15 protein-coding genes and 2 pseudogenes are annotated in these 20,921 nt (G+C 75.5%); 8 read left to right on the forward strand and 9 right to left on the reverse strand.

The window, feature by feature from the left end; translation table 11 throughout:
• Window positions 1-330 precede the first annotated feature (330 nt).
• Together D450_RS29790 and D450_RS0109190 are read left to right on the forward strand one after the other, a co-directional pair.
• A pseudogene (locus tag D450_RS29790) lies at window positions 331-2,930 on the forward strand (ATP-binding protein).
• Window positions 2,930-3,607: a response regulator gene (locus D450_RS0109190; RefSeq protein ID WP_017538373.1), complete on the forward strand. Its 678-nt coding sequence runs from the start codon at window positions 2,930-2,932 to the stop codon at window positions 3,605-3,607. The pseudogene D450_RS29790 and the gene D450_RS0109190 overlap by 1 nt, the downstream one beginning before the upstream one ends.
• A gap of 19 nt (window positions 3,608-3,626) precedes the next feature.
• On the opposite strand, the gene D450_RS0109195 is transcribed toward D450_RS0109190, so the two are convergent.
• On the reverse strand, window positions 3,627-4,736 hold the full coding sequence (locus D450_RS0109195) for a glycerophosphodiester phosphodiesterase family protein (protein ID WP_017538374.1): 1,110 nt from the start codon (window positions 4,734-4,736) through the stop codon (window positions 3,627-3,629).
• A gap of 145 nt (window positions 4,737-4,881) precedes the next feature.
• Window positions 4,882-5,814 (reverse strand): aminoglycoside phosphotransferase family protein, encoded by a 933-nt coding sequence (locus D450_RS0109200; RefSeq protein WP_017538375.1) that lies wholly within the window; start codon window positions 5,812-5,814, stop codon window positions 4,882-4,884.
• Window positions 5,815-6,091: 277 nt separating this feature from the next.
• Here D450_RS0109200 and D450_RS0109205 point away from each other — a divergent pair, with 277 nt between their 5' ends.
• On the forward strand, window positions 6,092-8,125 hold the full coding sequence (locus tag D450_RS0109205; protein WP_017538376.1) for a heavy metal translocating P-type ATPase: 2,034 nt from the start codon (window positions 6,092-6,094) through the stop codon (window positions 8,123-8,125).
• A gap of 12 nt (window positions 8,126-8,137) precedes the next feature.
• On the opposite strand, the gene D450_RS0109210 is transcribed toward D450_RS0109205, so the two are convergent.
• Both D450_RS0109210 and D450_RS0109215 read right to left on the reverse strand, forming a co-directional pair.
• Window positions 8,138-8,398, reverse strand: coding sequence for a hypothetical protein (locus tag D450_RS0109210; protein WP_017538377.1), 261 nt, complete (start codon window positions 8,396-8,398; stop codon window positions 8,138-8,140).
• Between the two features lie 70 nt (window positions 8,399-8,468).
• Window positions 8,469-9,158: a sirohydrochlorin chelatase gene (locus D450_RS0109215; protein ID WP_017538378.1), complete on the reverse strand. Its 690-nt coding sequence runs from the start codon at window positions 9,156-9,158 to the stop codon at window positions 8,469-8,471.
• A gap of 785 nt (window positions 9,159-9,943) precedes the next feature.
• Here D450_RS0109215 and D450_RS0109220 point away from each other — a divergent pair.
• From D450_RS0109220 to D450_RS0109230, 3 genes are all read left to right on the forward strand, one after another.
• Window positions 9,944-10,753 (forward strand): nucleotidyltransferase domain-containing protein, encoded by an 810-nt coding sequence (locus D450_RS0109220; RefSeq protein ID WP_017538379.1) that lies wholly within the window; start codon window positions 9,944-9,946, stop codon window positions 10,751-10,753.
• 61 nt (window positions 10,754-10,814) lie between these two features.
• The gene (def, locus tag D450_RS0109225; RefSeq protein ID WP_017538380.1) at window positions 10,815-11,390 is read left to right on the forward strand and encodes a peptide deformylase; all 576 of its coding nucleotides are present in this window, start codon (window positions 10,815-10,817) and stop codon (window positions 11,388-11,390) included.
• A 225-nt stretch (window positions 11,391-11,615) separates the two neighbouring features.
• Window positions 11,616-12,587: a coiled-coil domain-containing protein gene (locus tag D450_RS0109230; protein WP_017538381.1), complete on the forward strand. Its 972-nt coding sequence runs from the start codon at window positions 11,616-11,618 to the stop codon at window positions 12,585-12,587.
• Window positions 12,588-12,640: 53 nt separating this feature from the next.
• Here D450_RS0109230 and D450_RS0109235 read toward each other — a convergent pair whose 3' ends face one another.
• The 3 genes from D450_RS0109235 to D450_RS35170 all read right to left on the reverse strand — a co-directional run bounded on the left by D450_RS0109235 (window position 12,641) and on the right by D450_RS35170 (window position 15,900).
• On the reverse strand, window positions 12,641-13,903 hold the full coding sequence (locus tag D450_RS0109235; RefSeq protein ID WP_026128459.1) for an MFS transporter: 1,263 nt from the start codon (window positions 13,901-13,903) through the stop codon (window positions 12,641-12,643).
• 16 nt (window positions 13,904-13,919) lie between these two features.
• Window positions 13,920-14,720: an alpha/beta hydrolase gene (locus D450_RS0109240; protein ID WP_017538383.1), complete on the reverse strand. Its 801-nt coding sequence runs from the start codon at window positions 14,718-14,720 to the stop codon at window positions 13,920-13,922.
• 91 nt (window positions 14,721-14,811) lie between these two features.
• A complete protein-coding gene (locus tag D450_RS35170) occupies window positions 14,812-15,900 on the reverse strand; it encodes a CPBP family intramembrane glutamic endopeptidase (RefSeq protein ID WP_275041888.1) in 1,089 nt (362 codons plus the stop codon).
• Window positions 15,901-16,084: 184 nt separating this feature from the next.
• On the opposite strand from D450_RS35170, the pseudogene D450_RS29795 reads away from it, so the two are divergent.
• Together D450_RS29795 and D450_RS0109255 are read left to right on the forward strand one after the other, a co-directional pair.
• Window positions 16,085-18,270: pseudogene (locus D450_RS29795) on the forward strand (elongation factor G-like protein EF-G2).
• 385 nt (window positions 18,271-18,655) lie between these two features.
• Complete coding sequence (locus D450_RS0109255) at window positions 18,656-19,339, forward strand: formylglycine-generating enzyme family protein (protein WP_039820288.1); 684 nt, start codon at window positions 18,656-18,658, stop codon at window positions 19,337-19,339.
• Between the two features lie 274 nt (window positions 19,340-19,613).
• On the opposite strand, the gene D450_RS0109260 is transcribed toward D450_RS0109255, so the two are convergent.
• Window positions 19,614-20,327 (reverse strand): hypothetical protein, encoded by a 714-nt coding sequence (locus D450_RS0109260; RefSeq protein ID WP_017538386.1) that lies wholly within the window; start codon window positions 20,325-20,327, stop codon window positions 19,614-19,616.
• Window positions 20,328-20,329: 2 nt separating this feature from the next.
• Window positions 20,330-20,773, reverse strand: coding sequence for a response regulator transcription factor (locus tag D450_RS35600; RefSeq protein ID WP_017538387.1), 444 nt, complete (start codon window positions 20,771-20,773; stop codon window positions 20,330-20,332).
• Between the last annotated feature and the right edge of the window lie 148 nt (window positions 20,774-20,921).

Here is a 20,921-nt window from a genome sequence, read left to right on the forward strand (position 1 = left end):
CCGGAGCCGTGCTGACCAGGGTCCTGGGGACCGGACGGGGGGTAGGGGGGACCGGCGGCCATCGTGGGGACTCCTCAGGGGGTTCTCGGGGGAGGGGGGGAGGAAACGCCCGGCTGGGCGGGCGCGATCCACCGTACACACCGGCGGGGTCGCCCCCGGCACGTGACGACCGGCACACCGCCCGTCAGGGGTGCGTTAAGAATCTCCGCTTCCTCCCCGTCACCCCCTTCAATGGCGTTTCGGGCGGGTTCCCGCCCACCGAGGGGCCACCCGCCCGCCGGACGGGCCGATCACGGAAGAGCAGTGGAAGACCAGGCGAAATCACCCACAATGGATGGTGTGACACGAGGACGGCTGCGCATCTACCTCGGGGCGGCGCCCGGGGTGGGCAAGACCTATGCCGCGCTGAGCGAGACCCGCAGGCGCGCCGCCCGCGGCACGGACGTGGTCATCGGCTTCGTCGAGACGCACGGCCGCGGGCGCACCGCCGAACTCACCGAGGGTCTGGAGGTGCTGCCGCGCCGCCGGATCGCGCACCGCGGGACGGAGTTCGAGGAGTTCGACGTCGACGCCGCGCTGCGCCGCGCCCCGAAGGTGGCCCTGGTCGACGAGCTCGCGCACACCAACGTCCCGGGCAGCCGCAACGCCAAGCGCTGGCAGGACGTCGAGGAGCTGCTCAACGCCGGCGTCGACGTCGTCTCCACGGTGAACATCCAGCACCTGGAGTCGCTGAACGACGTCATCAAGCAGATCACCGGCACCCGGCAGGGCGAGACCATCCCCGACGAGATCGTGCGCCGCGCCGACCAGATCGAGCTGTGCGACATGTCGCCCTTCGCGCTGCGGCGCCGCATGTCGCACGGGAACATCTACCCGGCGGAGAAGGTCGACGCCGCGCTGTCCAACTACTTCCGCGAGGGCAACCTGACCGCCCTGCGCGAGCTGGCCCTGCTGTGGGTGGCCGACCGGGTCGACGAGGGCCTGGCCCGCTACCGGGGCGAGCACAAGATCCGGCACACCTGGGAGGCCCGCGAGCGGATCGTGGTCGCCCTGACCGGCGGCCCCGAGGGCGAGACCCTCATCCGCCGGGCGGCGCGCATCTCGGCCCGGCTGCGCGGCGGCCACCCCCAGCCCAGCCACCTGATGGCGGTGCACGTGGCGGCTGGGGACGGCCTGGCGCGGGTGGCCACCGAGCCGCTGGTCCGCCAGAAGCGGCTGCTGGCCGAGCTCGGCGGCACCTACCACCAGGTGATCGGCGACGACGTGCCCACCGCGCTGCTGGAGTTCGCCCGCGGGGTGAACGCCACCCAGATCGTGCTGGGCTCCTCCCGCCGCCGCTCCTGGCAGTACGTGTTCGGTCCCGGCGTGGGCGCCACCGTGGCCCGCGAGTCCGGCGACATCGACGTGCACATCGTCACCCACGAGGAGGTGGGCAGCGGCCGGGGGCTGCCCCCGCCCCTGCGCGGGGCGATCGGCCGCGCCCGCGCCGCCTGGGGCTGGGCGATGGCGGCGCTGCTGCCGCCGCTGCTGGCAGGGCTCCTGCACCTGCCGCCCTTCAACGCCCTGGGGCTCACCACCGACCTGCTGGTGTTCCTCACTGCCACCGTCGGGGTGGCCATGGTCGGCGGCCTGTGGCCGTCGATCGTCTCCGCGGTGTGGGGCAGCGTCCTGCTGAACCTGCTGTTCACCCCGCCGCTCTACCGGGCGACCATCGCCGACGCCGACAACACCATCGCGCTGGCGGTGTTCGTCTTCGTGGGGGTGCTCGTGGCGTTCGTGGTCGACCTGTCCAAGCGCCACTCGCTCGCGGCCGCCCGCGCGCGCTCGGAGGCCTCCACCATCTCCCTGCTGGCGGGGAGCGTGCTGGCCTCGGAGAATCCGCTGCGCGCGCTGCTGATCCGGATCCGCGAGACGTTCACGCAGCGCTCGGTGGCGCTGCTGGAACAGCAGGACGACGGGTCCTGGTCGCTGGTGGAGAGCCACGGCGACGCCCCCTGCGCCACCCCGGACGAGGCCGACGCCCTGGTCTCGGTCAGCGACTCCCTGGCGCTGGCCCTGCGCGGCCGCGTGCTGCCCGCCTCCGACCGGCAGATCCTCAGCGCGTTCGCCAGCCACATCGGCATCGCCCTGGAGCGCCAGCGGCTGGGCCCGGGGGCCGCGNNGCCCTGGAGCGCCAGCGGCTGGCCCGGGACGCCGCGCTGGCGCGGCGCCAGGCCGCCGGGAACAAGATCCGCACCGCGCTGCTGGCCGCGGTCTCCCACGACCTGCGCACCCCGCTGACCTCCATCAAGGCCAGCGTCTCCAGCCTGCGCTCGCCCGAGATCCACCTGGACGAGGCGGACCGCGGCGAACTGCTGGAGAACATCGAGGAGTCCACCGACCGGCTCAACGGCCTGGTCGGCAACCTGCTGGACATGAGCCGGCTGCAGACCGAGTCGGTCACCCCCAAGATCCGCGAGGTGGGGCTGGAGGAGGTGGTCCCGGCCGCGCTCATCGGCGTCCCCCCGGCGGAGGTGGAGGTGGACGTGCCCGACGCGCTGCCGCGGGTGCGGGTCGACGCCGGGCTGCTGGAGCGGGCGGTGGCCAACGTGCTGCAGAACGCGGTGCGCCACTCCCCCGCCGGCGGACCGCCGGTGCGGGTGGCCGCCAGCGCCCACGAGGGGGCGGTGGAGCTGCGGATCGTGGACCACGGTCCGGGCGTGGACGACGAGTACAAGGAGCGCATCTTCGAGGCCTTCCAGCGCCTGGGGGACGCCCCCCGCGGGACCGGAATCGGCCTGGGCCTGGCCGTGGCCCGCGGGTTCGCCGAGGCCATGGACGGCGGGCTGGCCGCCGAGGACACCCCCGGCGGCGGGCTGACCATGGTCTTCACCCTGCGCTCCGCGGCCCGGCCGGGCGCGGGGCCCGAACCGGAAACCGAGGACGCCTGATGCGGATTCTCGTCGTCGACGACGACGCCCAGATCATCCGGGCCATGCGGATCAACCTGCGCGCCCGGGGCTACGACGTGGACACCGCCTTCGACGGGGCCTCGGCCCTGCACGCGGCGGCGAAGAACCCCCCGGACGTGGTCCTGCTCGACCTGGGCCTGCCCGACATGGAGGGCGGCGAGGTGATCGAGGGGCTGCGCGGCTGGACCCAGGTGCCCATCATCGTGCTCTCGGCGCGCCACTCGGCCAGCGAGAAGGTGCGCTCGCTGGACCAGGGGGCCGACGACTACGTGACCAAGCCCTTCGGCATGGACGAGCTGCTGGCCCGGATCCGCGCCGCCCAGCGGCGCTCGGCCCCGGTGGAGGAGGCCCCGGTGGTGGCCGCCGACGCCTTCACCGTGGACCTGGGGGCCAAGCGGGTGAGCCGGGACGGCCGGGAGGTGCGGCTCACCCCCACCGAGTGGCACATCCTGGAGATCCTGGCCCGCAACGCCGGACGGCTGGTGAGCCAGCGCCGGCTGCTGCAGGAGGTGTGGGGCCCGGCCTACCAGAGCGAGACCAACTACCTGCGGGTCTACATGGCGCAGCTGCGCCGCAAGCTGGAGCCGGACCCGGCCCACCCCCGCCACCTGATCACCGAGGCGGGGATGGGCTACCGGTTCGAGAAGAGCGGCTGAGCCGCGGGGCGGGCGCGCCTCAGGCGCGCTCGTCCAGGTACTCCTCGCGCGCCTGGCGCAGGTGGTCGGGGTTGTCGGAGAACACCCCGTCCACGCCGGTGCGCAGCACCTCCACGTAGTAGGTGCGGTGGTCGCCGTAGGCGGTGGGGCCGCCGCCGGTGCGGTACCCCTCGGGCAGGAAGCCGTTCTCGCTGCGCAGGGTGTAGGGGGTGACCAGCAGGCCGCGCTCGTGGGCGTCGTCCACCAGCGCGGTGGGCTCGGCGGCCCGGCCGTCGTCCCCGATGGGCAGCACCCAGCGCAGGTCGGGGCCGATGGCCTCGGCGTACTCGGCGATCCCGTCGAGCGCCCCGGGGGTGGTCAGCTCCTGCTGCCCGGAGCCGATGAGCTGCACCACGGGGGTGTCGACCAGGCCGTCCACCTCGCGCGCGCTGTCCGGCTCGAAGGACTGCACGATGACCGGGGCGTCCTCGCCGTCGAGCCCGTGCCTCTCCAGCGAATCGGCCAGGGCCCTCTCGGTGTCCAGGCCGATGGAGTCGAAGTAGGCCCCGTGCTTGAGCTCGGGGATCAGCATGACGTCCCGGTAGCGGGGGTGCTTGGTCATGATCCTCCACTGGAGGACGACCTGCTCCCAGGTGGGGATGCGGAAGGCGCCGTCGAAGCGGGTGTTGTCGGGGCGGATGCCGGGCACGCGCTCCTTCGCGCGCAGCGTCCTGATCTCCTTGAGCGTGAAGTCCTCGGAGAACCAGCCCGTGACCGAGCGCCCGTCGATGGTCTTGGTGGTGCGCCGGTCGGCGAACTCGGGGCGGTCGGCCACGTCGGTGGTGCCGCTGAGCTCGTTCTCGTGGCGCACCACGAGGCGGCCGTCCTTGGTGGGCACCAGGTCCGGCTCCACCACGTCGGCGCCCATCCGGTAGGCCAGCCGGTAGGCGGACAGGGTGTGCTCGGGGCGGTAGGCGGAGGCGCCGCGGTGGGCGATCACCCAGGGCTCGTCGAGGAGGGACTCCCCCGCGGCCGCCGGGTCCGGGCGCTCGGCCGGCTCGGCGGCGGCGGGGGCCTGCAGGGAGGCGAGCATCGCGCCCGCGGTGGCGGCGGTGGCGGCCAGGGCGATCCATCTGGGGGTGCGCGGCATGGGTCTCCTTATGTCCGCAGGTGGTGCACGGGCATGGGAGGTTTCCGCACCCGCGCGTCGCCGGGCTTCACTCGGCTTGAACGAAAGCCCACGCGCGACGGAAAAGTAAACGGACGGTCCGCTTGTGGCCAGGGCCCCGCGCGCCTCACGCGCCCCCGTCGGCCAGCTCCATGAGGAAGGCGAACTGCGCACCGCCGGCGCGTCCCCGGTCGGCCAGGGCGACGGCGTAGACCGGCGCGAGCGCGCGGCACCACTCCAGCAGCCGCTCCTGGGACACCCCCATGGCCTCGGCCAGGGCCGCGGCCCGCGTGCGGGCCTCGTCGCAGCCCCGGGTCCGCCACAGGACCCAGTCGATGCCGTCGGCGGCGGGGTCGCCCAGGCAGGCCCGGGGGTCGACGGCGACCAGGCCGCGCTCGGGCCCGCCGTCCAGGACGTTGCCGGGGTGCAGGTCGCCGTGGAGCGGGACGCTGTCCTCCTCGCCCGCGCCGTGCGCCAGGGCGCGCGCCCAGGCGTGGCCGTGGTGCAGCAGGGGGGCGGGCACCAGGTCGGCCGCGGGCCCCTCGGCGCGCTGGCGCTCCCACAGGTCGAAGACGAACTGCATGCGGTTGACCAGGGGGTTGAGCTCCATGCGCTCGCGCCGGGAGACGGGGACCGCGTGCAGGTCGGCGATCAGCCCCCCGATCTCGCGCATGGACGGGACCTCCTTGCCCATGGCGACCGTGCGGCCCTCGCCGATGGCCTCCAGCAGGATGGCCCCGCGGGCCTCGTCCACGGCCCACACCCGCGGCACCCGGCGGGTGCCCTCCCACAGCCGCAGGACGCGCGCCTCCGAGGTGCCCATGCCGGCGTCGGGCGAGACCTTGAGGATCGCCGCCGACCCGTCGGAGCGGGTGCAGTGCAGCACCACCGAGGTGCGGCCGTGCGGGGCGGGGCCGGCGACCTTCAGGTCCCAGGCGCGGGCGAGCGACGCCACCAGGTCGGGAAGCTCCTCCAGCCAGGCGGACGCGCCGCCGCCGAACCTGCGCAGCAGGCGCTCTCGCTGCCGGTCGTCGACCAACTGCGCTGTGACGTTGCTCATGGGTCCACCTTAGGGATCGGTCCGCCTCGTGCTCAGGGGTTCGCCGTCGCCCCCGTGCCGGCGCCGTGGGGTTCTCCCGGCCGCCCCCGGTGCCTCCGGCGCCGCGGGGAGACCTACCCACGGGCACCGGTGGTCTATACCCCTGCCCTCCGGGGTGCCGGGCCCGGTGTCCGGACACGCCGCACCGCACCCTTGACGCGTTCATACCCCCTAGGGGTATAAAGGGGAGGGATCGGCGGCACCGCCGGTCCCTCGTCCGAGCAGGGAGGCGGATCACATGGAGGCCGACCACGAGGACCACGGCGGCGGCCGGCAGGGCCACGGCGGACACGAGGGGCACGGCGGGCACGATGACCACGCCGCGGCCTTCCGCAGCCGGTTCTGGCTCAGCCTGGTCCTGGCCCTGCCGGTGGTGGCGACCAGCCCCATGGTCGCCGGGTGGCTGGGCTACACCGTCCCCGGCGCGCTGGTGTGGGTCCCCCCGCTCCTGGGCACGGCGGTCTTCCTCTACGGCGGGTGGCCCTTCCTCAGCGGCGCCGTCGCGGAGCTGCGCCCTCCGCGGCCGGGCATGATGACCCTGGTCGCGATGGCGATCACCGTCGCCTTCGCCGCCAGCCTGCTCTCCTCGCTGGGCGTCGCCGGCCGGGAGCTGGACTTCTGGTGGGAGCTGGTCCTGCTGGTGGTCATCATGCTGCTGGGCCACTGGCTGGAGATGCGGGCGCTGGGACAGGCCTCGGGCGCCCTGGAGGCCCTGGCCGAGCTGCTGCCGGACACCGCCGAGCGGATCGGCGGCGACGGCGCCGCCGAGGAGGTGCCCATCGCCGACCTGCGCTCCGGCGACACCGTGCTGGTGCGCCCGGGCGGGCGGGTCCCGGCCGACGGCGCGGTCTCCGAGGGCGGCGCCGCCATGGACGAGTCGATGATCACCGGCGAGTCGCGCACCGTCCGCCGCGGGCCGGGCGACACCGTGGTCGCCGGCACCGTCGCCACCGACTCCTCCGTCCGGGTGCGGGTGGAGGCGGTCGGCGAGGACACCGCACTGGCCGGGATCCGGCGCCTGGTCGCCCAGGCCCAGGAGTCGCGCTCGCGGGCCCAGGCCCTGGCCGACCGCGCGGCCGCGCTGCTGTTCTGGTTCGCCCTGGCCGCCGGGGTCCTCACCGCCGCCGTCTGGGCCGCGCTGGGCAGCCCCTCCGACGCGGTCACCCGGACCGTGACGGTGCTGGTCATCGCCTGCCCGCACGCGCTGGGACTGGCCATCCCGCTGGTGACCGCCATCTCCACGGCCAAGTCGGCCCGGGCCGGGATCCTGGTCAAGGACCGGCTGGCACTGGAGCGGATGCGGCGGGTGGACACGGTGCTGTTCGACAAGACCGGCACCCTGACCAAGGGCAGCCCCGCGGTCGCGGACACCGCGGCGGTGCCCGGGCGCACCGGGGACGGGGTGCTGGCCCTGGCCGGGGCCGCCGAGGCCGACTCCGAGCACCCGCTGGCCAAGGCGATCGTGCGGGCCGCCGCCGAACGCGGGCCGGTGCCCGGCGCCGAGGACTTCCGCTCCGAGACCGGGCGCGGCGTGCACGCGCGCGTCGAGGGCGCCCGGGTCTCGGTCGGCGGGCCGTCCATGCCGGCCGAGCAGGGGCTGGAGGAGCCCCCGGCGCTGGCGGAGCGCACCGCCGACTGGCGGGCGCAGGGCGCCACGGTGCTGTACGTGATCGCCGACGGGGAGGTCGCCGGGGCGCTGGCCCTGGCCGACGAGGTCCGCCCGGAGTCCGAGCAGGCCGTCCGCGACCTGCACGGGCGCGGGGTGCGGGTGGCCATGGTGACCGGGGACGCGCGCAACGTCGCCGACGCGGTCGCCTCCCGGCTGGGCGTGGACGAGGTCTGGGCCGAGGTGCGCCCCGAGGACAAGGACGCGGTGGTGCGGGAGCTGCAGGACCGCGGGAGCACCGTGGCCGTGGTCGGCGACGGGGTGAACGACGCACCGGCCCTGGCCCGCGCCGACGTGGGCCTGGCCATCGGGGCCGGGACGGACGTGGCGATCGAGTCGGCCGGGGTGGTGCTGGCCTCCGACGACCCGCGCGGGGTGCTCTCGGTGCGCACCCTGTCCGAGGCGGGCTACCGCAAGATGGTGCAGAACCTGGCCTGGGCCGCCGGGTACAACGTCGTGGCGGTCCCGCTGGCGGCGGGCGTGCTCGCCCCGGTCGGGTTCGTGCTCCCCCCGGCGGTGGGGGCGGTGCTGATGAGCCTGTCGACCATCGTGGTGGCCCTGAACGCCCAGCTCCTGCGGCGGGTGCCCCTCAAGCCCGGCGCATAGGGCGCCTCCACGCTACCGCTGCGGGTGCCCGGGAGGCGGCGGAGGCTGGCCGGGCCCCTGCTGCGGATACCCCGGAGGGGGACCCTGCTGCTGCGGGTGGCCGCCCGGACCGGGCGGCGGGCCGGGCTGCTGCGGCGGGTAGGGCGGCGCACCCTGCACGGGCGCCTGGGGCCGGGACCTGCGCGAGGCGATGACCACCGCCGCCACGATCCCGGCGACGACCAGGAGCGCGACCACGACGAACACGATGATGAGGAGCGAGGAGACCATCATGGGGGCCAACGTACCGGAGCGGGCGCCGCGCCCGGCGCGGCACCCGTTCCCGGTGCGGTTCGGGCCGCCTTCAGGCCGCCAGCCGCGCGGTGGCGGCCCGGTGCTTGGCCAGCAGGGTGTCGACCACGTTGGCGCAGGGCCACAGCGGCGGGGTGACCAGTGCGTCCAGCTCGTTCAGCCGCTCGGAGCCGGCGTCGGCCACCAGCCGCCAGGAGGCCACCGCCACCCGGCCGCGACCGGCCCCGCGCAGCCGCTCCACAGCGTCGGCCACGGTCGGCGCCCACGCCCTCACGTAGCCCACCTGGACGGGGGCGCGCAGGCGGCGGCTGAGCATCCGCGCCACCTCGGCCACAGACTGGCGCTCCTCCCGGCTCTCGCCGCCGTCGGCGGCCAGCACCACGCCGTCGCCCGGGGTCCAGCCCCGGTCGGCCAGCCGCCCCGCCAGCTCCCCGACGACGGAGGGCACCGCACCCAGCGGCGCGGTGGCGCACACCCCGCCCCCGGCGTCCGGGCCGGCGCCCAGGTCCAGGGCGGCGTACAGCTCGGCACTGTCCACGCAGCCCCCGGCGACATAGGCGGGCACCACGACCTTGGGCCCGTCGACGGCGTCGAGTTCGCGCTGCACCTCCTCTCGGGCGCCGAACGCCGGGACCACCGGCGCCTCGCCCCGCCCGGCGACCGCTCCGGCCAACTCGTGCAGGGATTCCGCGCGGTGGGCGTCTTTCGCGTCGTCGGCCACGAGGACCATGGTGGGGACCATTACCGCCTCCTCTTCGATCGCCGTGCCGCCGGCCGTCGTTGAATACTAGGGTCCGACGGTTTCACTCCCATGACCTGGTGTTACGCACCGGAAAACTCACCGGGCGCGCCGGGGCGCGGTGAAGGGGGAGCCCCGGCCGCCGCAGATCACGGCGGCGCATGGCGGGGGGCCAGGTCACGAGTGGGCTCAGTGGCGATGATAGGGCGTTCTGCGGATTTTCTCGATTTGGAATTCACGCCTTCCTCTCTACTCTCTCCAGGACGCTTCAGAAGCGTCGGCGACGCGCGCTCCGGAACCACGAAGGCTACTCCGGAACACCGATCCGACAAGCTCTCCAGAGAAGAGCCGGCGCCACACCGCACACGGCTCCGCGAGTTCACCGGGGAAACCCTGAATACCCATGGGAACGCGAACGACAAACCTTTACAAAATTCTTCCGCGACTATCCGCATGCCGAAACGGGAAACGAACGTGCACAAGGGCGTGCACGGCACCGGAACCGCAGATCGGACGCGTGTTGCCGATCTGCAATCCCGCGCAGGCCGCCTCTAGCACGTACCACACTTTGCGTCAAGGGGGAGCGCACCACTTTCGCAGGTCGCCCGCGCACCTCCTGACGTGGGGAGACAGGACGCTGATGCGGCGTGATCACTTGCCATCGGTACGCACGCCGCCCAGACTTGGTGCCGTGACGAGGAGGGACGCGCGGCGCTCGGAGCCGAGCGCCCGGGCCCGCCCGGGCGGCGCGCCTCCCCCCGCCCCGAGCAGACTCTGGAGTACTCCCGATGGTGATCCACCCGCGTGTGCAGGCGCTGGCCGACGAGTTCCTGCGGAACGCGGACGCCGAGGCGCCCGGTCTGGTGCAGGGCCTGTACCTGACCGGGTCGGTGGCGCTGGGGGACTTCCGGCCGCACACCAGTGACGTGGACTTCGTGCTGGTCACCGACGACGCCCCCACCCCGCAGGAGCGCGCGGCGCTGCGCCGCGCGCACGGCGCCACCCGGGCCCGCGTGCACCGCCCCCAGTTCAACGGCATCCACGTCACCTGGGACGACCTGACCCGCGACCCGGCGGCCTGCGGCCCGGTGGCCGCGGTGGTCGGCGGCCGGTTCCGCGACTCCACCCGGGCCGAGGTCAACCCGGCCACCTGGCACGTGCTCGCCGAGCGGGGGGTGGCGGTGCGCGGACCGGTACCGGTGGAGCTGGCCGTCAGCGACCAGCGGGAGAGCCTGCGCGCCTGGTCCCTGGGCAACCTGGAGGAGCAGTGGCGCCGCTGGCGGGCCAAGGCCGGCCGCCTGCTGACCCCGCGCGGGCTGGCCGCGCTGGGCTCGCTCGCCCCCTCGTGGAGCGTGCTGAGCGTCTCGCGCCTGCACTTCACCCTGCGCACCAGTGAGATCACGTCCAAGTCGGGCGCGGGGTCCTACGCGCTGCACGCCTTCCCCGGGCACTGGCACCGCATCGTCAACGAGTGCCTGCGGGTGCGGCGCGGCAGCGAGCAGCCCTCGCTGTTCGAGAACGCCCTGGAGCGGCGCCGCGCCGCCCTGGACTACATCGAGATGGTCATCGACGACGCCCTGGAGCCCACGACCGCCTGAGGCCCGCCGCCCGGCGCCGTTCCCGGAGCGCCCGCACGGCCGTGGCAATAGGCTGGAGGGCATGAGCAAGCGCCCCATCGTCCGCTTCGGCGACCCCGTCCTCGTCTCCCCGACCACCCCCGTCACCCGGTTCGACCGGCACACCCGGGCCCTGGTCGACGACCTGCTGGACACGGTGGACGAGCCCGGCCACGCCGGGGTGGCCGCGCCGCAGATCGGCGTGGGGCTGCGGGTGTTCAGCTACCGGGTGGACGGGGCGGTCGGCTATGTGATCAACCCGGAGATCGCGGAGCTGTCCGAGGAGGTCCAGGACGACGAGGAGGGCTGCCTGTCGGTGCCGGGGCTGTGGTTCCCGACACGGCGCGCGATGCACGCCACCGTCCGCGGCGTGGACCTGCGCAACGAGCCGGTGACGGTGAGCGGGTCGGGCCTGATGGCGCGCGCCCTGCAGCACGAGACCGACCACCTGGACGGCACGGTGTACCTGGACCGGCTGGAGGCCGAGACGCGGCGCCGGGCGCTGCGTGAGGTGCGTCGCTCCGACTGGTTCCTCTCGGCGGACGCCCCCGCCTCCCCGTCGCCCCTGCCGGCGCCCGGAACCGCGCGGCTTCCCGGCGCTTTCGGCGGCACGGGCTGACCGGGGCGCCTGACGTCCGTTCCGCCGGATTCGTGCGGGTCGGACGGGAAACGTGGCGACTCGCTAGGCGGATAACGGCAGGATCACGTATGGTGTGGCGCAGCATCGCGCGGCCCCCGGGTCTCAGCCGCCCCTCCCGCTGAGCACCCTCCCGGGCGGGCCGAACGCAGCCCCTCCCCGACGGAGATCCTTCACGTGACGCGAACCCACAGACTCCCGACCCGTGTGCGCGCGGGCGCCACCGTCATCGGCGCCGCCGCAGCCGCCTCCCTGCTGATGGCGGCCCCCTCGGCCTACGCCGACGACGACGAGCCCAGCCTGGAGGAGCTCAACTCCGAGGCCGACGGCCTGGCGGAGGAGCTCGACGGCGAGCTCGTCGTCTACGAGGAGGCCCAGACCGCCGCCGAGAAGGCCCAGAAGCGGCTGGCCGAGGTCGAGGACCGGTACGACGAGGCCCGCTCGAACGTCACCGAGCTCGCCGCCGCCCAGTACAAGGGCAGCGGCATCGACCCCGCCATGGAGGTCGTGATGAGCAGTGACCCGGACCTGACCCTGGACAGCGCCGCGATGGCGGGACAGGTCTCCTACAACAACGGCGAGCGGCTCCTGGCGCTGTCGGAGTCCAAGGCCGAGCTCGAAGAGGCCTCGGACAAGGCGGACGCCAAGCTCGACGAGGCCGAGGAGATCGTCGACGAGCTCAAGGACCGGCAGGACGAGATCAAGGAGCGCATCGAGCGCTACGAGGCCGAGCAGGTCCCCGAGCCGCCCGAGGACGGCTCCGGCGACGGGGACGGGGGCGGCACCGGCGGCGGGCCGGTCCCCGACCGCCTCAAGGGCTGGGGCTTCGACGGCGCCACCCCGCGCATGGCGGCGATCCGCGACGAGGTCATCGCCAACTTCTCCCTGCCCTACGAGGTGGGCTGCGTGCGCTCCAGCGCCGACGACCACGGCACCGGGCAGGCCTGCGACTTCATGATGAGCGCCGGCGGGGCGATGCCCAGCTCGCAGAACGCGCAGATCGGCCAGAGCGTGGCGAACTACGCCCAGAACAACGCCGACCGGCTGGGCGTGAAGTACGTCATCTGGGAGCAGAAGATCTGGGACTCCCGCAACCCGGGCGCCGGCTGGAAGCCGATGGAGGACCGCGGCAGCGTGACCCAGAACCACTACGACCACGTGCACATCTCGTCCTTCTGACGGACGTGGCGGCCCTGGGCCCTCCCCGCGCGCGGCGCGGGGAGGGCCCGGCGTCATGCGCCCCGGGGGCGGGGGCGGGCGGCCGCGGCGGCCGCGGGCGCGGAGGCCAGCACCACCGCGGCCGCGCCCAGGAACGCCGGGCCGTAGCCGGCGGCGCCGATCGCCGCGCCCAGCGCGACGGCCCCGAGGCCGGTCCCGCCGTCGAAGCCGATGTTCCACACCGCGCTGGCGGTGCCGTAGGAGCCCGGGCCGCCGCGCCGGAACATGGCGGTGATGGTGTCGTTCTGCACCGCCCCGAACCCGGCGCCGAACAGCGTGGCCCCCGCCACCGCCAGGCAGGCGGCCGCCCCCGCGGGCGCGGGGGCCCACAGCGCCCAGGCGGTCAGGGCGGCCCCCGCCGCGCAGGCGGCCACGCCCGGCAGCAGCAGCGCCGGGCGGCCCGTGCGGTCGCTCGCCACCCCGGCGGCCCAGCGCAGCGCGACCGACCCGGCCCCGTAGCCGAGCAGCGCCGCCGCGGCCACCCAGGGCAGGTGCTCCAGGGGGAGGGACAGGAAGGTGAGGAAGCCCGCCGCGGCCGCGGCCGCGGCCAGCATCAGCGCCAGCGGGACCGCCATCGCCGCGGCCTGCTCCCGCCGGGAGGGGGCCGGGGCGCGGCCGGCCGCGTCGCCGGGGGCGCGGCCGGGGCCGATGAAGACCGAGGCGGCGGCGCCCACCAGCGGCAGCAGCGTCGCCGTCCAGAAGGCGGGGGCGAACCCCACCTGGAGGGCGACCCCGACGCCGGTGGACAGGAAGACCACGTTGGGCACGCCCACCGCCAGCCCGTAGTAGCCCGCGGCACGGCCGATCTCGCGCGGTTCCACCAGCCGCGCCGCCAGCGCCGCCCCGGCCACGCTGAACAGGCCGAACCCGGCGCCGCGCACCGCGCTGACCGCCAGGACCGGGCCCAGCTCGCCCCAGACCAGCAGCAGCGGCGTGGGCAGGGCCATCAGCAGCGCGCCGGCCGGGAAGGTCCACCGGTAGCCCCCGGCCCGGCCCAGCAGCCAGGGCATGCCCAGCTGGGTGAGGACGGTGGCCGCCATGAACACGGCGGTGGCGGCGCCGGCCCCGGCCTCGGACGCGCCGTGGCGGACCGCCCAGAGCGGGACCAGGGGGAGCATCAGGACATAGCCGGTGAAGCTGGCGACCGTCGCGGCCACGAGCAGCCGGAAGGGCCGCCCGCGCAGCCCCGGCCGCCGCGGGTCCGCGGGACCGGGCGCGGGCTCGGGCTCGGGCGCGGGCACAGGGTCGGACGCGCTCTCCATGGCGGGGGAATTCATCCGACGATGGTATCCATCACGTCCCGCAGGCGGGCGGCGTGATCCGGTTGTCCGCGATCCACGCGGCGATGCGGGCGGCGCGCTCGGGCGTCACCGCCCGTTCGGCGTGGCCCATGCCGGCCTCGATCCACAGGTCGCCGGGGCCGCGGACGGCCTCGTGCAGGCGCCGGGCGTGCTCCAGCGGGAAGTAGGAGTCGGCGTCCCCGTGCACCACCAGCAGCGGGGTCGGGGCGAGGTGCGCGGCCATCTCGGTGGGGTCGGGCGGGACCGGGTCCCAGTGCCGGTCGGTCACCCGGACGCTGCGCGCGGCCCGCAGGAACAGCCGCCCCGCGGCGCGCTCGACCCCGAAGTGCAGCAGCCGCATCCGCGGGGTGCCCCGGTAGTACCAGCGGCTCGGGCCGCTGACCGAGACCGCGGCGCCCACCCCGCCGTGCAGGCCGGCGTGCCGGACCACCACGGCGGCGCCCATCGAGAAGCCGACGGTGGCGATGTCGGTGTACCCCAGGCCGCGCAGGTGGGCCACGGCGGCCTCCAGGTCGTGGACCTCCTCGTTGCCCACGGTGGACACGCCGCCGGAGCCGTAGTGCCCGCGGAAGTCGAACAGCAGCACGTCCCCGGCGGCCAGCAGGCGCTGGGCGATCATCCGGGTGTCGGGGCTGCGCCAGGACCCGGTGAAGCCGTTGGCGACCACGACCGCACTGGTCCGGCCGGGGGTGCCGCGCAGCAGCACCGAGTCGATGGGGACCCCGTCGGAGGCGGTCAGCATCCGGCGCTCGGGGAGGTTCGGGAAGGCGGTTCGCGAAGGTGCGTCGGTCACCCCACCATCGTGCCCGACCGGTTCGGGAATCGGCGGGAGTGGACCCCTGTGTCCCGGAGGGAGGGCGTGCACCACCACCGCGCCGGCCGGCTCAGTACCGGGGCGGCCACCCGCCCTCCTCGGAGGGGTGGGGCGGCCAGGGGGCCGCGCTCTCCGGCGGCGGGCCGGGGGCCGGTGCGTGTCCGGGACCGGGCGGGGGCGGCCCGGGAGCACCAGGGGGCACCGGAGGCACAGGGGGTACCGGAGGCACAGGGGCACCGGCGGCCCCGGGGGCGCCGTAGGGGACGCCGTGCGCGGGGGTCGGCGCGTGCACCTCTCCGTCCCCGGGGTCCTCGGGCCCGTCCTCCCCGGCGGGCGCCTCATCGGCGGGCGCGGATCCGGCCGGGGCGCCGCGGGAGCGGCGGCCGCTGCGGTGGCCCCGGCGGCCCGCGCGGCCGGCGTGGCGCCGTCCCCGGCCGGTGAACAGCAGCGACCGGGCCTCCACCGCGATGTGCAGCAGGATCGGGACGATCAGGCTGCCGGTGCCCAGGTAGAGCACCATCAGCAGGGCGCCCAGGACGCCCGGGCCGACCAGGCCCCACCACCCCTGGTAGAGGTGGGCCAGCGCGAACAGCGCACAGGAGAGCACCGCGGCCGCCCCCACCGGAAGGCCGAACGCCACCCCGAGGGCGGTGAGCAGCCCGCGGTAGAGCAGCTCCTCACAGATCCCCGCGGTCACCGCCAGGGCGGCGGCCGCCCGCCGCTCGCTCCGGGTCTGCGGCGCCAGTCCGGCGATGACGTCCCCGCCCGGCTCGGCCGAGGGGGCCAGCGACGGGCCGGGGCGGCCGCCGCGGGAGGCACGGGAGAGCACCCAGATCACCGCCAGCGCCAGTGCGAACCCCATCCCGGCGGCCACCAGCGGGCCCCAGGCCGAGGGGGCGCGCAGCCCCAGGTCGCCCCAGGAGACGCCGGGGGACAGCAGCACGGCGGCGGCGGCGACGGCCGCCCAGGCCCACTGGATCCCCAGGGTCAGGCCGTAGAACCGGATGAGGGCGCGCGGGTCCCGCTCCCGCGTGGAGGCGACCCTGCGGTAGGCGAAGCGGCCCAGGACGGGCTCGCCGACCGCCGCGTACAGCAGCAGGACGGCGGCCAGGACGGTCCCGGCCGCACTGAATTCGGGAATGCTCTCGGACCACGGCACGGCCACAGCCTAGGAGATGCGCGCACCGGGGACGCACATTCCGGATCTTTCCGCCCGCCTCTGAACGCCCCCGGCCGACACCCCCGGTTCGACCCGCCGACACCCCCTTGTGATATGGGGCGCCGCGGGCGACCGTGGGAAGTGTCCTGGATCACATCCTGCGGACGAGAGAAGGTTGGGAAGCATGGCGGACAAATCCGGACCGGCGACCACCGGCAGGGCACCCGGGGCCGACCGGCCCGCGGACATCCGCAACGTCGTGCTGGTCGGCCCGAGCGGGGCGGGGAAGACGACGCTGATGGAGGCCCTGCTGCACGCCTCCGGCGCCACCGGGCGCCGGGGCCGGGTGGAGGACGGGACCACCGTCGGCGACCACGACGAGGCGGCGGTCCGGCAGAAGCGGTCGGTGGGGCTGAGCACGGCCCCGCTGTCGGCCGGCGGCCTGAAGATCACCCTGGTGGACACCCCCGGCTACGCCGACTTCCTGGGCGAGCTGCGGGCCGGCCTGCGCGCGGCCGACGCCGCGCTGTTCACGCTCTCGGCCCTGGACGGGGTGGACCCGCGGACCCGGCTGCTGTGGGAGGAGTGCGCCGCGGCGGGCATGCCGCGCGCCGTCGCCCTGACCCGGATCGACCACCCGCGCGCCGACGTCGCGGCCACCGTCGAGCAGTGCCGCCGGGAGCTGGGCGGCGGGGTGATGCCCGCCTACCTGCCGGTCTACTCCGGCGACGGCGAGGACCGGCGGCTGGACGGGCTGGTGGGGCTGCTCTCCCGGACCTTCTTCGACCACCGCCCCGGGGCGCCGGAGCCGGGCGCGGCCGGCGGGCCGGTCCCCGGGCACGTCGCCGCCGAGGTGGAGGAGCTGCGCAACGGGCTCATCGAGGAGGTCATCCAGGAGAGCGAGGACGAGGTCCTCATGGAGGCCTACATGGAGGGCGGCGAGCTGGACCCGGACCGCCTGGTCGCCTCCCTGGAGACCGCGGTGGCCCGGGGCGGCCTGCACCCGGTGGTGCCGGTCTGCCCGGTGAGCGGACCGGGCGTGGCCGAGCTGCTGCGGGAGCTTCCCGCGTCCACGCCGTCCCCGGCCGAGCGGCCGGTCCCGGAGGCCGTGGACACCGGGGGGCGGCCGGTCCAGGGGCTGGAGTGCGACCCGGACGGGCCGCTGCTGGCACAGGTGGTGCAGACCGTCAGCGACCCCTACGTCGGCCACATCAGCCTGGTGCGGGTGTTCTCCGGCACGCTGCACCCGGACGAGCCCGTGCACGTCTCCGGCAGCAGCCCGCAGGGGCGCGACCGCCCGGACCGGGACGGCGAGGAGCGCATCGGTGCGCTGTCGGTGCCGATGGGGCGGCAGCTGCTGCCCGCCGCCAAGGCCGTGGCGGGCGACATCTGCGCGGTCGCCAAGCTCTCCACCGCCGAGACCGGGGACACGCTCTCGGGCAAGGACCGCCCGCTGACGATCCGGCCGTGGGCGTTCCCCGAGCCGCTGCTGCCGGTGGCGCTGGGGGCGGCGGCCAAGNGGCGTCCAAGTCCGACGAGGACCGCCTGGCGCAGGCGGTGGCGCGGCTGTCGGCCGAGGACGCCGCGCTGAAGGTGGAGGTGAACCCCGAGACCCGGCAGATGGTGCTGTGGTGCACCGGCGAGGCCCACCTGGACGTGGCCCTGGACCGGCTGAAGTCGCGCTACGGGGTGGAGGTGGAGACCGGCGAGGTGCGCATCCCGCTGCGGGAGACCTTCACCGTCCCGGCGCAGGGGCTGGGGCGCAACGTCAAGCAGAGCGGGGGGCACGGCGAGTACGGGATCTGCCGGATCAAGGTGGAGCCGCTGCCGTCCGGGGCGGGCCTGGAGTTCGTCGACGAGATCGTCGGCGGCGTGGTGCCGCGCCAGTACATCCCGTCGGTGGAGAAGGGGGTGCGGGCGCAGATGGAGAGCGGGGGGCGGACCGGGTTCCCGCTGGTCGACCTGCGGGTGACCCTGTACGACGGCAAGTCGCACTCGGTGGACTCCTCGGACATGGCGTTCCAGAAGGCGGGCCGGCTGGCGCTGCGGGACGCGGCCGAGCACGGCGAGACCGCGATGCTGGAGCCGGTGGACGAGCTGTCGGTGCTGGTGGACGACGCCTACGTGGGCGCGGTGATGAGCGACCTGGCGGCGCGGCGCGGCCGGGTGGTGGGCACCGAGCCGGTGGCGGGCGGGCGCACGCTGATCAAGGCCGAGGTGCCGGAGCTGGAGACGGTGCGCTACGCGGTGGACCTGCGGTCGGTGGGGCACGGGACCGGGTCGTTCAGCCGCCGGTACCTGCGCCACGAGCCGCTGCCGCCCAACCTGGCGCGCAGGTTCCGCGAGGAGGCCGGGACGAACGGGGGCTGAGCGGCGCGGGTCCCGGCCCCGCCGTGGGAGCGCTGTCCGGTCACGGCCACCACGGACACGGGGCGCGGTGCGTCATAGGGACATGGAGGCGCCGTGCGGACGGCACCGCCGCCGAGCGGGTCCGGCCTCCCGACCCTGTCCCCGAGCGACCGCCGCCCTGCAGCCCCGTGCCCGGGAACCGAAGCGAAAGCCGAGGGCCGCCATGTCCGACGCCCCTGCCACCGCCCCCGACAACGAGACCCCGCGCCGTTTCCCCGGCCAGGAGGGCCCGTCCAGGGCCCCCAACCCCTGACCCGACGCCGCCGGGGCGGCGGGCGGACCGCCCGCCGCCCTGCACCGGGACGGCGGCCGATACGGTCGGCGTGTGCACATCGACATTCCGGCCATGGCCGAGATCCCCCCAGGGCGCGTGGTGCTCTCGGACCGGCGGACGCGGACGCGGTGGCCGGTCGACGTGGCGCCGTTCCTGCTGTCCGCCGCCCCGGTCACCCAGGAGTTCTACGCACAGGTGACGGGAGAGCGGCCCGGCGGCTTCCAGGGCGCCCGCCTCCCCGTCGAAGGCGTGTCCTGGACGGACGCGGTCCGGTTCTGCGCCGCGCTGTCCGAGCACGAGGGCCTGCGCCCCGCCTACCGCCTCCGCCCGGACGGGAGCGGGGCGGAGTGGGACCCCGGCGCGGACGGCTACCGGCTGCCGACCGAGGCCGAATGGGAGCACGCCTGCCGTGCAGGGACGACCGGCCCGCGCTACGGCGAGCTCGGCGCGATCGCCTGGTACCGGGAGAACTCCGGGGGACGGATCCGCCCGGTGGGCGGCAGGCGCCCCAACGCGTGGGGGCTGTACGACATGCTGGGCAACGCCTGGGAGTGGTGCTGGGACCTCTACGACCCGCAGGTCTACGGCCCCTACCGGGTCCTGCGCGGGGGCGGCTGGGCCGACGCGCACTGGAGCTGCCGCGCCTCGGTCCGGCGCCGCAGCCACCCGGCGTTCCGCATCGACGACGTGGGCTTCCGCATCGCCCGCTCCGTGCCCGGAGAGGCCCCCCGACGGCCAGGCGCAGCGAATCCGTGAGGCCGAGGCGCCCAGAGGGCACGGGAGGCGGGCGATGGCGCTGGTCGGCATGGACGACGGGGTGCGGCTCCGCACCGCGACCGACGGGTCGAGCGGCCCGCCGGTCGTGCTGCTCCCCGGCGGGCCGGGGATGTTGGGACTACCTCGCGCCCGTCGCCGGGCTGCTGACCGCGGATGCGGGCACCGCCACCGTGCACAGGTTCGACCAGCGCGGGTGCGGGCGCTCGGACGCCTCCGGCGACCAGCGGACGGACCGGCTCGTCGCGACGGGCGCTCAGTGAGACGCGCCCCGCCGGGTGGATGCGAAGGTGCGGGCGGTCATGGCGGCGAAGGGGGTCAGCACCGCCGCCGTGACCGTCGTCGCCGCGATGGCGAACGCCGGGGCACCGTCCGGGAGCAGGAAGGCGTACAGGGGAGCGGACAGGACCAACAGGAGTCCGGCTCCGGCCATGACCGCCCCGCCCAGGGAGTGGGAGGCGTGCCAGGCCGTTACGGCCTTTTCCGGTAGTGGGCCTCCGGTCGTTCCCGCGGGGACGGCGGGGGTCGCACGGCGGGCGATGGCCGGCATCGCCGCTCCGACACCGAGCAGGACGGCGCCGCACAGGGCCACCGCGGTCGGTGCCACCGGCGGGTCCGCCCCCGCGGCCAGTACGGTCACGACGGCGTGCACCCCCGGGAAGACCGCCGACAGCAGCACGAGGAGCACGTTCAGCCCGGTGGTCCGCGCGGCGGGGGCGACCGCCCTCTCCCCAGGACCCGCCACCGTGACCAGCGTCGTGACCAGCGACGTGACCGTCAGATGCAGGAGTGGTACCGCCGCGGCGACGACCCACCGGGGGACCTCGGTCGCCGCGCGCCGGGCGGAGGCCTCCCGGGTGACGACGGCCTCCGGGATACGGTCCCACCACCCCAGGCTCACCGCGAGCATTCCGACGAGGCCCAGCAGGGCGCACGCCGTTCCGGCGACGGGGACACGGGATCTGCGCATGGTCACTCCTCTTGCCGGGAGCGGCGGACGGGGGACGGCCACTCCCCGACGAGGCTAGGAAGCCGCCCTCGGCCGCACATCCCCCCGGCGTCATGGTGGGGGGACATGCCGGAGGTCATGCCGGGCGGCTCTCGGATCCAGCCGTGGGAGCGCGCGATGTGGGCGGCGATGTGGGCGGCGTTGTGGCGGTTGCCCGCGTTCAGCTTCGCCATGGCCGACGAGAGGTGGTCGCGCACCGTCCCCGGCGCCAGGAAGGCGCGGCGCGCGATGTCGGCGACCGGGGCGCCGTCCGAGGCCAGGGAGAGCAGGTCGGCCTCCCGCGCCGTCAGGGGCGAGTCCCCGGCGGCGATGCCGTCCGTACCGGGCATCTGGAGGTCCAGGACGGCGGCGTCGGGAGGTACCGCCTCCGCCTGCCGGGCGACCGTCCAGGCGAGCACCGCCGCCACGGCCCCCCGGGACGGGGAACGCCCACCGGGTCGCGGTCTCCATCGCGTTCACGGCGCGCCCGGTAGCGGGGCGGCCGGTCGGTTCGTCCTGTCGTGAGGCGCCCATGGGGACGTTGCTCGGTGCCTCGGTGCACGGCCGAGCGGATCC

The organism is Nocardiopsis halophila DSM 44494 (genome assembly GCF_000341245.1).
Taxonomy (GTDB): Bacteria; Actinomycetota; Actinomycetes; order Streptosporangiales; family Streptosporangiaceae; genus Nocardiopsis_A; species Nocardiopsis_A halophila.